At 63.1% G+C, this 11,921-nt stretch carries 24 protein-coding genes; all 24 read left to right on the top strand.

The features are described 5' to 3' along the window. Positions 1-3: 3 nt before the first annotated feature. The 24 genes from tuf to rpmJ all read left to right on the top strand — a co-directional run bounded on the left by tuf (position 4) and on the right by rpmJ (position 11,908). Positions 4-1,194, top strand: a complete 1,191-nt coding sequence (gene tuf / locus ACAM26_RS07300) for an elongation factor Tu (protein WP_369613357.1) — start codon at positions 4-6, stop codon at positions 1,192-1,194. A 4-nt stretch (positions 1,195-1,198) separates the two neighbouring features. Then, the gene (gene rpsJ / locus ACAM26_RS07305; protein ID WP_005224322.1) at positions 1,199-1,510 is read left to right on the top strand and encodes a 30S ribosomal protein S10; all 312 of its coding nucleotides are present in this window, start codon (positions 1,199-1,201) and stop codon (positions 1,508-1,510) included. A 10-nt stretch (positions 1,511-1,520) separates the two neighbouring features. Further along, positions 1,521-2,171 carry a 50S ribosomal protein L3 gene (rplC, locus tag ACAM26_RS07310; RefSeq protein ID WP_005224323.1) on the top strand — a complete coding sequence of 217 codons (651 nt, stop codon included), beginning with the start codon at positions 1,521-1,523 and terminating at the stop codon, positions 2,169-2,171. A gap of 4 nt (positions 2,172-2,175) precedes the next feature. Continuing rightward, positions 2,176-2,787: a 50S ribosomal protein L4 gene (gene rplD, locus ACAM26_RS07315; protein ID WP_062274088.1), complete on the top strand. Its 612-nt coding sequence runs from the start codon at positions 2,176-2,178 to the stop codon at positions 2,785-2,787. Then, entirely contained in the window at positions 2,784-3,077 is a 294-nt protein-coding gene (gene rplW, locus ACAM26_RS07320; protein WP_062274090.1) for a 50S ribosomal protein L23, read from the top strand. Before rplD ends, rplW begins: the two co-directional genes overlap by 4 nt. A 32-nt stretch (positions 3,078-3,109) precedes the next feature. Further along, entirely contained in the window at positions 3,110-3,937 is an 828-nt protein-coding gene (gene rplB, locus ACAM26_RS07325; protein ID WP_062274092.1) for a 50S ribosomal protein L2, read from the top strand. Between the two features lie 19 nt (positions 3,938-3,956). Beyond that, positions 3,957-4,235 (top strand): 30S ribosomal protein S19, encoded by a 279-nt coding sequence (gene rpsS, locus ACAM26_RS07330; RefSeq protein WP_025275092.1) that lies wholly within the window; start codon positions 3,957-3,959, stop codon positions 4,233-4,235. Between the two features lie 13 nt (positions 4,236-4,248). Then, positions 4,249-4,581 carry a 50S ribosomal protein L22 gene (rplV, locus tag ACAM26_RS07335; protein ID WP_005224328.1) on the top strand — a complete coding sequence of 111 codons (333 nt, stop codon included), beginning with the start codon at positions 4,249-4,251 and terminating at the stop codon, positions 4,579-4,581. A gap of 19 nt (positions 4,582-4,600) precedes the next feature. Then, entirely contained in the window at positions 4,601-5,278 is a 678-nt protein-coding gene (rpsC, locus tag ACAM26_RS07340) for a 30S ribosomal protein S3 (protein WP_005224329.1), read from the top strand. Positions 5,279-5,281: 3 nt separating this feature from the next. Then, complete coding sequence (rplP, locus tag ACAM26_RS07345; protein ID WP_123141660.1) at positions 5,282-5,695, top strand: 50S ribosomal protein L16; 414 nt, start codon at positions 5,282-5,284, stop codon at positions 5,693-5,695. After that, positions 5,695-5,892: a 50S ribosomal protein L29 gene (gene rpmC / locus ACAM26_RS07350; protein ID WP_005224331.1), complete on the top strand. Its 198-nt coding sequence runs from the start codon at positions 5,695-5,697 to the stop codon at positions 5,890-5,892. Before rplP ends, rpmC begins: the two co-directional genes overlap by 1 nt. Further along, positions 5,889-6,149 carry a 30S ribosomal protein S17 gene (rpsQ, locus tag ACAM26_RS07355; RefSeq protein WP_062274094.1) on the top strand — a complete coding sequence of 87 codons (261 nt, stop codon included), beginning with the start codon at positions 5,889-5,891 and terminating at the stop codon, positions 6,147-6,149. The genes rpmC and rpsQ overlap by 4 nt, the downstream gene beginning before the upstream one ends. A gap of 114 nt (positions 6,150-6,263) precedes the next feature. Further along, on the top strand, positions 6,264-6,632 hold the full coding sequence (rplN, locus tag ACAM26_RS07360) for a 50S ribosomal protein L14 (protein ID WP_005224333.1): 369 nt from the start codon (positions 6,264-6,266) through the stop codon (positions 6,630-6,632). 12 nt (positions 6,633-6,644) lie between these two features. Next, a complete protein-coding gene (gene rplX / locus ACAM26_RS07365) occupies positions 6,645-6,962 on the top strand; it encodes a 50S ribosomal protein L24 (protein WP_062274096.1) in 318 nt (105 codons plus the stop codon). Positions 6,963-6,976: 14 nt separating this feature from the next. Then, positions 6,977-7,519, top strand: a complete 543-nt coding sequence (gene rplE / locus ACAM26_RS07370; RefSeq protein WP_062274099.1) for a 50S ribosomal protein L5 — start codon at positions 6,977-6,979, stop codon at positions 7,517-7,519. Positions 7,520-7,529: 10 nt separating this feature from the next. Further along, positions 7,530-7,835 carry a 30S ribosomal protein S14 gene (gene rpsN, locus ACAM26_RS07375; protein ID WP_005224336.1) on the top strand — a complete coding sequence of 102 codons (306 nt, stop codon included), beginning with the start codon at positions 7,530-7,532 and terminating at the stop codon, positions 7,833-7,835. A gap of 98 nt (positions 7,836-7,933) precedes the next feature. Beyond that, on the top strand, positions 7,934-8,329 hold the full coding sequence (gene rpsH / locus ACAM26_RS07380) for a 30S ribosomal protein S8 (protein ID WP_062274101.1): 396 nt from the start codon (positions 7,934-7,936) through the stop codon (positions 8,327-8,329). Positions 8,330-8,343: 14 nt separating this feature from the next. Continuing rightward, the gene (gene rplF, locus ACAM26_RS07385; RefSeq protein WP_123141659.1) at positions 8,344-8,877 is read left to right on the top strand and encodes a 50S ribosomal protein L6; all 534 of its coding nucleotides are present in this window, start codon (positions 8,344-8,346) and stop codon (positions 8,875-8,877) included. 12 nt (positions 8,878-8,889) lie between these two features. Then, positions 8,890-9,246 (top strand): 50S ribosomal protein L18, encoded by a 357-nt coding sequence (gene rplR / locus ACAM26_RS07390; protein WP_123141658.1) that lies wholly within the window; start codon positions 8,890-8,892, stop codon positions 9,244-9,246. Between the two features lie 10 nt (positions 9,247-9,256). After that, positions 9,257-9,763 (top strand): 30S ribosomal protein S5, encoded by a 507-nt coding sequence (gene rpsE, locus ACAM26_RS07395; RefSeq protein ID WP_005224340.1) that lies wholly within the window; start codon positions 9,257-9,259, stop codon positions 9,761-9,763. Between the two features lie 3 nt (positions 9,764-9,766). Continuing rightward, positions 9,767-9,958, top strand: a complete 192-nt coding sequence (rpmD, locus tag ACAM26_RS07400) for a 50S ribosomal protein L30 (RefSeq protein WP_005224341.1) — start codon at positions 9,767-9,769, stop codon at positions 9,956-9,958. A 1-nt stretch (position 9,959) separates the two neighbouring features. Continuing rightward, positions 9,960-10,394, top strand: a complete 435-nt coding sequence (gene rplO / locus ACAM26_RS07405; RefSeq protein ID WP_123141657.1) for a 50S ribosomal protein L15 — start codon at positions 9,960-9,962, stop codon at positions 10,392-10,394. A 19-nt stretch (positions 10,395-10,413) separates the two neighbouring features. Then, positions 10,414-11,766 carry a preprotein translocase subunit SecY gene (gene secY, locus ACAM26_RS07410; protein ID WP_123141656.1) on the top strand — a complete coding sequence of 451 codons (1,353 nt, stop codon included), beginning with the start codon at positions 10,414-10,416 and terminating at the stop codon, positions 11,764-11,766. Between the two features lie 28 nt (positions 11,767-11,794). Further along, positions 11,795-11,908, top strand: a complete 114-nt coding sequence (gene rpmJ / locus ACAM26_RS07415; RefSeq protein ID WP_005224344.1) for a 50S ribosomal protein L36 — start codon at positions 11,795-11,797, stop codon at positions 11,906-11,908. The last annotated feature ends 13 nt before the right edge of the window (positions 11,909-11,921 follow it).

Consider the following 11,921-nt stretch of genomic DNA (forward strand, 5'->3'; position numbering starts at 1 on the left):
GGGATGTCCAAAGAAAAATTCGAACGTAGCAAGCCGCACGTCAACGTTGGCACCATCGGCCACGTCGACCACGGCAAGACCACGCTGACGGCTGCGATCACCACGCACCAGGCGCGCAAGTTTGGTGGTGAGGCACGTGCCTACGACCAGATCGACAACGCCCCGGAAGAGCGTGAGCGTGGTATCACCATCGCCACCGCGCACGTCGAGTACGAGTCCGATACGCGTCACTACGCACACGTCGACTGCCCCGGCCACGCCGACTACGTGAAGAACATGATCACCGGTGCGGCGCAGATGGACGGCGCGATCCTGGTGGTGTCGGCCGCTGACGGCCCGATGCCCCAGACCCGCGAGCACATCCTGCTCTCCCGTCAGGTCGGCGTGCCCTACATCATCGTCTACCTGAACAAGGCCGACATGGTCGACGACGCCGAGCTCCTCGAGCTTGTCGAGATGGAAGTGCGCGAGCTGCTCTCGAGCTACGACTTCCCGGGTGATGACACCCCGATCGTGACCGGTTCGGCCAAGCTCGCCCTCGAGGGCGACACCTCGGAGATCGGTGGTCCGTCCATCGACAAGCTGGTCGAGGCGCTCGACAGCTACATCCCCGAGCCCGAGCGTGCCATCGACGGCGCCTTCCTGATGCCGATCGAGGACGTGTTCTCGATCTCGGGTCGCGGTACCGTGGTGACCGGTCGTGTCGAGCGTGGCGTGATCAAGGTCGGTGAAGAGGTCGAGATCGTCGGCATCAAGGACACCACCAAGACCACCTGCACCGGCGTGGAGATGTTCCGCAAGCTGCTCGACCAGGGCGAGGCCGGTGACAACGTCGGCGTGCTGCTGCGCGGCACCAAGCGTGAGGACGTCGAGCGTGGCCAGGTGCTGGCCAAGCCCGGCAGCATCACCCCGCACACCAACTTCGAGGCCGAGGTGTACGTGCTGAGCAAGGAAGAGGGCGGTCGTCACACCCCCTTCTTCAACGGCTATCGTCCGCAGTTCTACTTCCGCACCACCGACGTGACTGGTGCCTGCGAGCTGCCCGAGGGCATCGAGATGGTCATGCCTGGCGACAACGTCAAGATGACCGTCCAGCTGATCGCGCCGATCGCGATGGAAGAGGGCCTGCGCTTCGCTGTTCGCGAGGGTGGTCGTACCGTCGGCGCCGGCGTGGTCTCCAAGATCATCGAGTAAGGATATGAGCAGCCAAAGAATTCGTATTCGACTGAAGGCGTTCGATCATCGTCTGATCGATCAGTCCGCACGCGAGATCGTCGATACCGCCAAGCGTACCGGCGCTCAGGTTCGTGGTCCGGTTCCGCTGCCTTCCAAGAAGGAGCGCTTCACGGTCCTGGTCTCCCCGCACGTCAACAAGGACGCGCGTGACCAGTACGAGCTGCGCACCCACAAGCGCCTGATGGACATCGTCGATCCGACCGACAAGACGGTCGATGCGCTGATGAAATTGGATCTGGCCGCGGGCGTCGACGTCCAGATCAAGCTGAGCTGAGGACGAAACGATGACGATCGGAGTTATCGGGCGTAAGGCTGGCATGACCCGGCTGTTCAACGAGGACGGGGAGAGCATCCCGGTCACCGTGATCGAGGTCCAGCCCAACCGTGTGAGCCAAGTCAAGTCCGCCGAGACCGATGGCTACCGCGCCATCCAGGTTGCCTTCGGATCGCGTCGCGCCTCGCGCGTGACCAAGCCGATGGCTGGGCACTTCGCCAAGGCCGGTATCGAGGCCGGTGAGGTGCTGCGCGAGTTCCGTCTCGAGGGCGAAGAAGGTGCCGACATCGAAGTCGGTCAGGAGATCTCGGTCTCCATGTTCGAGGCCGGCCAGAAGGTCGACGTGCGTGGCGTGACCAAGGGTCGCGGCTTCGCCGGCACCATCCGCCGCCACCACTTCCGTGGTCAGGATGCGACCCACGGCAACTCGCTGTCGCACCGCGCGCCGGGTTCCATCGGTCAGAACCAGACCCCGGGCCGTGTGTTCAAGGGCAAGAAGATGGCCGGTCACCTCGGTGCCGCCAACCGTTGCCAGCAGGGTCTCGAGGTGGTGCGTGTCGATGCCGAGCGCAACCTGCTGTTGGTCCGTGGCGGCGTGCCCGGTCCGGCTGGTGGTCGCGTGGTCGTGCTGCCGTCCGTGAAGCAGAAGAACAAGGGTTAAGTCCATGGAACTCGCCATTCGAAATGACAACGGCGGTGCCAGCGTGCAGGTCTCGGACACCGTTTTCGGGGCCGACTTCAAGCCCGGTCTGATTCACCAGGTGGTCACCGCCTACCTGGCCGGCGCGCGCGCCGGCACCAAGGCCCAGAAGAACCGTTCTGCCGTCTCCGGCGGCGGGGCCAAGCCCTGGCGTCAGAAGGGCACCGGGCGTGCCCGTGCCGGTACCAGCCGCAGCCCGCTGTGGCGCTCCGGTGGCGTGACCTTCGCCGCGCAGCCGCGCGACTACAGCCAGAAGGTCAACCGCAAGATGTATCGCGGTGCCGTGCGCTCGATCCTCTCCGAGCTGGTGCGCACCGAGCGTCTGGTGGTGGTCTCCGAGCTCGCGCTCGAGGCGCCCAAGACCAAGGAGCTGATCGCACTGCTCGAGGGCCAGGGCCTGAAGGACGTGCTGATCCTCACCGACGGTCTCGACCCGAACCTGTTCCTGGCCGCGCGCAACCTCAACGGTGTTGACGTGATGGCGGCTCAGGAGGTCGATCCGGTGAGCATGATCGCCTTCGAGAACGTGCTCGCGACCGAAGCGGCAATCAAGAAACTCGAGGAGCGCCTGGCATGAACAAAGAGCGTCTGATGAAGGTGCTGCTCGCGCCGATCGTCTCCGAGAAGTCGACCCGTGCCGCCGAGTCCGGCCAGGTCGTGTTCCGGGTCGCGACCGACGCGACCAAGCGTGAGGTGAGCCAGGCCGTCGAGCTGCTGTTCGAGGTCAAGGTCGACAGCGTGCAGATCCTCAACGTCAAGGGTAAGACCAAGCGTTTCGGTCAGCGCCTGGGCAAGCGTCAGGACTGGCGCAAGGCCTATGTGCGCCTGGAAGCTGGTCAGGATATCGATTTCGGCGGCGGCGCGTGAGCGCAGCGGCGGACAGCAACGGATAGACCAAGATGGCAATCGTAAAGACCAAACCGACGTCCGCCGGGCGCCGCTTTGTCGTGAAGGTGCAGTCCCCCGAACTGCACAAGGGCGCCCCCTACGCGCCTCTGATCGAGAAAAAGACGAAGAACGGCGGACGCAACAACTTCGGACGCATCACCGTGCGCCACCAGGGTGGCGGTCACAAGCAGCGTTACCGTGTTGTTGATTTCAAGCGTAACAAGGAAGGCGTACCGGCCGTGGTCGAGCGGCTCGAGTACGACCCGAACCGCACGGCTCACCTGGCGCTGCTGAAGTACGCCGATGGTGAGCGTGCCTACATCATCGCCCCGAAGGGGCTGAGCGCAGGCGATCGTGTGCAGGCCGGTGAGGCCGCTCCGATCAGCGTCGGCAACTGCATGCCGCTGCGCAATATCCCGGTCGGTACCTTGGTGCACTGCATCGAGATGCGTCCGGGCAAGGGCGCCCAGATCGCCCGTTCGGCCGGTGCATCGGCCCAACTCGTCGCGCGTGAAGGCGCGATGGCCACCGTGCGTCTGCGCTCCGGTGAGATGCGCAAGGTGCATGCTGATTGCCGCGCGGTGATCGGCGAGGTCGGCAACTCCGAGAACAGCCTGCGGAAGCTCGGCAAGGCCGGCGCGACCCGCTGGCGTGGCGTGCGTCCCACGGTGCGTGGTGTCGTCATGAACCCGGTCGACCATCCGCACGGCGGTGGTGAAGGCCGGACTTCCGGTGGTCGTCACCCGGTCACCCCCTGGGGTGTGCCGACTAAGGGCCATAAAACGCGCAAGAATAAGCGGACCGATGGCATGATTGTGCGTCGTCGCGGCCGCAAGTAAATAAGGCGAGGTTGAGCAAGTGCCACGTTCGATTCGAAAAGGACCCTTTGTGGACCACCACCTGATCAAGAAGGTGGAAGAAGCGGTCGCCCAGAACAGTAAACGGCCTATCAAGACCTGGTCGCGTCGCTCCATGGTGTTGCCGGAAATGGTTGGGCTGACCATCGCAGTCCATAACGGGCGTCAGCACGTGCCGGTGCTCGTCAATGAAAACATGATCGGCCACAAGCTCGGCGAGTTTGCGCTGACGCGCACCTTCCGTGGGCACGCCGCCGATCGCAAGGCGAAGAAGCGCTAGTCGGAGACCCGCAATGCGAGCCGAAGCAACATTGAAATACGCACGGGTCTCTGCCCAGAAGGCCCGGCTGGTCGCCGATCTGATCCGCGGTCAGCGCGTCGAGGAGGCCCTGAACACCCTGGCCTTCAGCAACAAGAAGGGCGCCGAGATCATCAAGAAGGTCCTGGAGTCCGCGATCGCCAACGCCGAACACAATGAAGGCGCTGACATCGACGAGCTGAAGGTCGCTGCGATCCAGGTCAACGAGGGTCCGACCATGAAGCGGATTCGCGCGCGTGCCAAGGGCCGCGCCAACCGCATCATGAAGCGTACCAGCCATATCAGCTTGACGGTGTCGGAAGCGTAAGGAATTTCAGGGGACCAGTATGGGACAGAAAGTTAATCCGAACGGCATCCGACTTGGCATCGTCAAGGACTGGACTTCCAAGTGGTATGCAAGTTCGAAAGACTATGCCGACCTGCTCAACACCGACCTGCAGGTGCGCGATTTCCTGCGCAAGAAGCTTGCAAAGGCATCGGTGAGCCGCATCCAGATCGATCGTCCGGCGAAGAACGCCCACATCACCATCCACACCGCGCGTCCTGGCGTGGTGATCGGTAAGAAGGGTGAGGACATCGACAAGCTGCGCGTGCAGGTCTCGAAGATGATGGGGATCCCGGTGCACATCAGCATCGAGGAGATCCGCAAGCCTGAGCTCGACGCCCAGCTCGTTGCCGAGGGTATTGCCCAGCAGCTCGAGCGTCGCATCATGTTCCGTCGCGCGATGAAGCGTGCGCTGCAGAACACCATGCGTCTGGGTGCCGAGGGCATCAAGGTCAACGTCGCGGGCCGTTTGAACGGCGCCGAGATCGCCCGCAGCGAGTGGGCCCGTGAGGGTCGTGTACCGCTGCACACTCTGCGTGCCGACATCGATTACGGCTTCGCCGAGGCGCGCACCACCTATGGCGTCATCGGCGTCAAGGTGTGGATCTTCAAGGGCGAGGTGTTCGGCGACCAGGTCCCTGAGGAGCCGGCATCCAAGAGCGCCGGAAGAAAGGGTTAAGTCATGCTGCAACCGAAACGCACCAAGTTCCGAAAGCAACACAAGGGCCGCAACCGTGGTCTCGCTCAGAGCGGCAACCAGGTCAGCTTCGGCGAGTTCGGTCTCAAGGCCGTGAGTCGTGGCCGGGTGACCGCGCGTCAGATCGAGGCGGCCCGTCGTACCATCACCCGTCGCGTCAAGCGTGGCGGTAAGCTGTGGATTCGCGTCTTCCCTGACAAGCCGATCTCCAAGAAGCCTCTCGAGGTTCGAATGGGTAAAGGTAAGGGTAACGTCGAGTACTGGGTCGCGCCGATCCAGCCCGGCCGGGTGCTCTACGAAATCGAGGGCGTCAGCGAAGAGCTGGCACGTGAGGCCTTCAAGCTCGCCGCTGCCAAGCTGCCCGTGCAGACCACCTTTGAGAAGCGGACGATCCTGTGATGAAGGCTAACGAACTCCGACAGAGCAGCCTCGACGAGCTGCAGGCGCGGTTGATGGACCTGTTGCGCGAGCAGTTCAACCTGCGCATGCAGCAGGGCACCGGTCAGCTGTCCAAACCCTCGCAGATGAAGGCCGTGCGCCGGGATATCGCCCGGATCAAGACGGTGATGGCGGAAATGGCGGGCAAGCAAGCATGAGCGACGAGAACAACAGCAACCGCATCCAGGAAGGGCGCGTCATCAGCAGCGCGATGGACAAGACCGTGACGGTGCTCATCGAGCGTCGCGTCAAGCATCCGCTCTATGGCAAGTTCATGCGTCGTTCGACCAAGATTCATGCCCACGATGAAGAGAACATCTGTAACCAGGGTGATCTCGTCCGTGTCGAGCAGTGCCGGCCGCTCTCCAAGACCAAGACGTGGCGTCTGCTCGAGGTCATCGAAAAGGCGCGCTGAGGCGACGCGCTTCGACAATGTCCCGGACGTTCGCTCGTTTTGTCGCTCGTCCGTCTCGCGATTCGCTCAGCAGCCGGTTTAGCCCGGAATCAGCAATAGGCGTAGGTAAACAACATGATTCAGATGCAGACCAATCTCAGCGTCGCTGACAACAGCGGCGCCCGGAGCGTGCAATGCATCAAAGTGCTTGGCGGATCGCATCGGCGCTACGCGGGCATCGGCGATGTCATCAAGGTCACGGTCAAGGACGCAATCCCGCGCGGCAAGGTCAAGAAGGGCGACGTGTTCAACGCCGTTGTCGTTCGCACCCGCAAGGGCGTGCGTCGTCCCGACGGCTCCCTGATCCGCTTCGACGGCAATGCCGCCGTGCTACTGAACAACCAGCTCCAGCCCATCGGCACCCGCATCTTCGGCCCTGTCACGCGTGAACTGCGTGGCGAGCGCTTCATGAAGATCATCTCGCTGGCGCCCGAAGTGCTGTAAGGAGACGACGGCATGCAAAAGATCAAGAAGGGTGATGACGTCACCGTCATTACCGGCAAAGACAAGGGTAAACGTGGTACTGTGCTGCGCGTCGTCGACGCTGAGCACGTCATCGTTGAGAACGTGAACATCGCGCGCAAGCACCAGAAGCCGAACCCGCAAGCCGGCGAGCCTGGTGGTATCGTCGACAAGCCGATGCCGATGCACGTCTCGAACGTGGCGCTCTACAACCCGCAGAAGGGCGGGCCGGACCGCGTCGGTTTCAAGATCCTGGAAGACGGTCGCAAGGTTCGCGTGTTCAAGTCGAACGGCGAAGTCGTCGACGTCTGACCGAAGGAAGCGAGATGTCCACCAGACTACAGACAGAATACGAACAGCGCATCGTCGGTCAGCTCAAGGAGCGTTTCGGCTTCAAGAGCGTGATGCAGGTGCCGCGCATCGAAAAGATCACGCTGAACATGGGCGTTGGCGAGGCCGTGGCCGACAAGAAGGTCATGGATAACGCCGTCGCCGACATGCGTGCCATCGCCGGTCAGCAGCCGATCGTCACCTACGCCCGCAAGTCGGTCGCAGGCTTCAAGATCCGCGAAGGCTGGCCGATCGGCTGCAAGGTGACCCTGCGTCGCGAGCGCATGTACGAGTTCCTCGATCGCCTGATCAGCGTCTCCATCCCGCGTATCCGCGACTTCCGTGGGCTCAGCCCGAAGGCGTTCGACGGTCGTGGCAACTACTCGATGGGCGTGCGCGAGCAGATCATGTTCCCCGAGATCGATTACGACAAGATCGATGCACTGCGCGGGCTCGACATCACCATCACCACGTCGGCTCGGACGGACGAAGAAGGACGGGCTCTGCTCGAGGCGTTCAACTTCCCCTTCCGTACCTGAGGTAGAGACCATGGCGAAAAAGAGCATGATCGCGCGTGATCGCAAGCGCGCCCAGGTCGCAGCCCAGTTCAGCGCCAAGCGCGCCGAGCTCAAGGCGGTGATCAACGACCGTAACGCGACTCCCGAGCAGATCGACGAAGCCGTGCTGAAGCTGCAGAAGCTCCCGCGCGACGCCAGCCCCTCGCGTCAGCAGCGTCGCTGCCGCGTCAGTGGCCGTCCGCATGCCGTGTATCGCAAGTTCGGTCTCTCGCGCAACAAGCTGCGCGAGGCGGTGATGCGTGGCGATGTCCCTGGCGTCGTCAAGGCAAGCTGGTAGAATTCCCCCCTCGGGCCTTCCGGCCCGAGCATCCTGAAAACCAAGTCCCCCCAATGGGTATCACATCGGCAACGATGGATTGACCCGAGGAGAAGCCAATGAGTATGTCGGATCCGATTGCGGATATGCTGACGCGTATCCGTAACGGCCAGCAGCGCGGCAAGTTCACCATCATGATGCCGTCCTCCAAGCAGAAGATCGCGATCGCGAACCTGCTGAAGGAAGAGGGCTACATCGCCGACGCGCAGGTCGAAGAGAACGAGGGCAAGCCCCAGCTGGTTCTCAGGCTCAAGTACTATCGCGGCAAGCCCGTGATCGAGTACCTCAAGCGCGTTTCGCGCCCCGGTCTGCGCATCTATCGCAGCAAGGACGAGCTGCCCCAGGTCTGGGCCGGTCTCGGTGTTGCGATCGTCTCCACCTCCAAGGGTCTGATGACCGACCGCGAGGCCCGCAAGTCGGGTCACGGCGGCGAGATCATCGCCTACGTCGCCTAAGGGAGGTCGGAACTATGTCTCGCGTTGCAAAAGCGCCGGTCGCTATCCCCAATGGGGTTAAAGTCGAGCTCCAGGGCCAGGACGTCAAGGTCTCCGGTCCCAAGGGTTCGATGGAGTGGACCGTGCATCCGGCGGTCCGCGTCTGTGAGGAAAACGGTCAGCTGCTGGTCGCTCGTGCCGAAGGGCATGAGAAGGACTGGGCGATGGCCGGCACCACCCGGGCGCTGATCAACAACATGGTTGTGGGTTGTGGCACCGGCTTCAGCCGCAAGCTGACCCTGGTCGGCGTGGGTTATCGCGCCCAGGCCAAGGGCAGTGTGCTCAACCTCAATCTCGGCTTCTCGCACCCGATCGATTTTCCGGTGCCTGAGGGCATCACCATCGAGACCCCGAGTCAGACCGAGATCGTCGTCAGCGGTGCCGACAAGCAGCAGGTCGGCCAGGTCGCGGCGAAGATCCGTGGGTTCCGTCCGCCGGAACCCTACAAGGGCAAGGGCGTGCGTTACGCGGACGAGAACGTCCTGCGTAAGGAAGCCAAGAAGAAATAAGGGGTCTAGGCAATGGATAAGAAACAAGCTCGTCTGCGCCGCGCGGCGCGGGCTCGTGCCAAGATCCGGGAGCTCAGTGTCTTCCGTCTGTGCGTGCACCGTACGCCCCGGCACATCTACGCCCAGGTCATCGCCCCCGAGGGCGACAAGGTCGTGGCCAGCGCCTCGACCCTCGACAAGGACCTGCGTCAGGCGCTCGAGGGCCACAAGGGCAACGTCGCAGCCGCGGCCGTCATCGGCCAGGCGATCGCCGAGCGCGCGCGCTCCGCTGGTGTGGAATCGGTCGCCTTCGATCGTTCCGGCTTCCGCTATCACGGCCGTGTCAAGGCGCTCGCCGATGCCGCCCGTGAACACGGACTGAAATTCTAAGGACTCGACCATGGCGAACTTCAATCCAAAGACAGAAGGCGACGAGCTTCTGGAAAAGCTGGTGACCGTCAATCGGGTCGCCAAAGTGGTCAAGGGCGGACGTCAGTTCGGCTTTGCGGCGCTGACCGTGGTCGGCGACGGCAAGGGTCGGGTCGGCTTCGGTCGCGGCAAGGCACGTGAGGTGCCGGTGGCGATCCAGAAGGCGATGGAGAATGCCCGCAAGAACATGATCGACGTCAAGCTCAATGGCACCACGCTGCAGTACCCGCTGCAGGGGCGTCACGGCGCGGCCCGCGTGTTCATGCAGCCGGCCTCCGAGGGTACCGGTATCATCGCCGGCGGCGCGATGCGTGCCGTCTTCGAGGTGCTCGGGGTGCAGAACGTGCTGGCCAAGTGCATCGGCACCAACAACCCGATCAACGTCGTCCAGGCGACCATCGAAGGCCTGCGCAAGATGAACGACGCCGAGCTCGTCGCTGCCAAGCGCGGCAAGACCGTCGAAGAGATTCTGGGGTAAGCGATGGCTGACAAGAAGATGATGAAGGTCAAGCTGGTGCGCAGCGTCCACGGACGCCTCGAGCGTCACCAGGCCTGCGTCCGCGGCCTCGGCCTGCGGCGCATGCACCAGGTCGTCGAGGTCGAGGACACCCCTTGCACCCGCGGCATGGTCAACACCGTGTCCTACATGGTTAAGGTCGTGGAGGAGTCTTGAGATGCGACTCAATGAGCTGAAGCCCGATGAGGGTAGCCGCAAGGCCGCCAAGCGCGTCGGTCGCGGGATCGGCAGCGGACTCGGCAAGACCTGTGGCCGCGGCCACAAGGGTCAGAAGTCGCGTTCCGGCGGTTTCCACAAGGTCGGTTTCGAAGGCGGTCAGATGCCGCTGCAGCGTCGTCTGCCGAAGGTCGGTTTCCGGTCGCGCAAGGCACTGGTCCAGGCCGAGGTGCGCTTGAACGAGCTGGCCCTGATCGAGGGCGACACTGTCGACCTCGCCGCGCTGGTCGCGGCCGGGGTACTGAACAACCGCATCAAGTCGGTCAAGGTCATCGCCTCGGGCGAGATCTCGCGGGCTGTCACCGTACGTGGCCTGGGCGTGACCAAGGGCGCACGCGCGGCGATCGAAGCGGCGGGCGGCAAGGTCGAGGACTAATCGGGAAGGCGCGTAGCAGATGGCCAAGAACGTCGGATCCATGGGAAGTGCGCTCGGCGGCATGGGGCGGTTGACGGAATTGCGTCAGCGCCTGTTGTTCGTGCTCGGCGCGCTGCTCGTCTATCGTATCGGTACCTTCATCCCGGTCCCGGGCGTCAACCCCGAGGCCTTGGCCATCCTGTTCGACCAGAACCAGGGGTCGATCCTGGACATGTTCAACATGTTCTCGGGAGGCGCCCTGGAGCGCGCCAGTCTGTTCGCGCTGGGCATCATGCCTTACATCTCCGCCTCCATCATTATGCAGCTGATGACGGCGGTACTGCCGAAGCTCGAGCAGCTGAAGAAGGAAGGGGAGTCGGGGCGGCGCAAGATCACCCAGTACACCCGCTACGGCACCGTGGTGCTCGCGACCTTCCAGGCCGTCGGTATCTCGATGGCGCTGCAGGGGCAGACTGCCGGCGGCTCGGCGCTGGTCTCTCACGCCGGTGCCGGGTTCGTGTTCACCGCGACCGTGTCGCTGGTGACCGGAACCATGTTCCTGATGTGGCTGGGTGAGCAGATCACCGAGCGCGGCATCGGCAACGGGATCTCGCTGATCATCTTCGCGGGTATCGTCGCCGGTCTGCCCTCGGCGCTCGGCGGCACCCTGGAGCTGGCGCGCACCGGCGAAATGAACTCGCTGGCGGTCCTTGCGCTGTTTGCCCTGGCGCTGGCGGTCACCGCCTTCGTGGTGTTCGTCGAGCGCGGGCAGCGACGGATCACCGTCAACTATGCGCGTCGCCAGCAGGGGCGGCGAATGATGCAGGCGCAGAGCACGCACCTGCCGCTCAAGCTCAACATGGCCGGCGTCATCCCGCCGATCTTCGCCTCCAGCATCATCCTCTTCCCGGGGACGCTGGGACAGTGGTTCGGCAGCAACGAGGATTTGCGTTGGCTGGCCGATATCACCGCGAAGCTCTCGCCCGGTGAGCCGGTCTACGTGCTCTTTTACGCGACGGCGATCATCTTCTTCTGCTTCTTCTACACCGCGCTGGTGTTCAATGCGAAGGAGACGGCCGACAACCTCAAGCGCTCTGGGGCTTTCATTCCGGGGATCCGTCCGGGGGAGCAGACGGCGCGCTATATCGATACCGTCATGACCCGGTTGACGGCAGCAGGCGCGATCTACATCACCGCTGTCTGCTTGCTGCCTGAGTTCCTGATCGTGGGTTACAACGTGCCGTTCTATTTTGGCGGCACCTCACTGTTAATCGTAGTGGTCGTGGTCATGGACTTCATGGCGCAGATTCAGGCTCACCTGATGTCGCATCAGTATGAGGGCCTGATGAAGAAGGCCAACCTGAAGTCACCCGGCGCCGGCATGTTGCGCTGAAGAAGGCCCCGACTCTTAGGAGACAAGAATGAAAGTGCGTGCATCGGTCAAGAAGTTGTGCAGAAACTGCAAGGTGATCAAGCGGAATGGAACGGTGCGGGTCATCTGTTCCGACCCCCGTCACAAGCAGCGCCAGGGTTGACGGGATCCCGTTG

It is taken from the genome of Marichromatium sp. PS1, assembly GCF_041155115.1.
GTDB classification, from domain to species: Bacteria; Pseudomonadota; Gammaproteobacteria; order Chromatiales; family Chromatiaceae; genus Marichromatium; species Marichromatium gracile.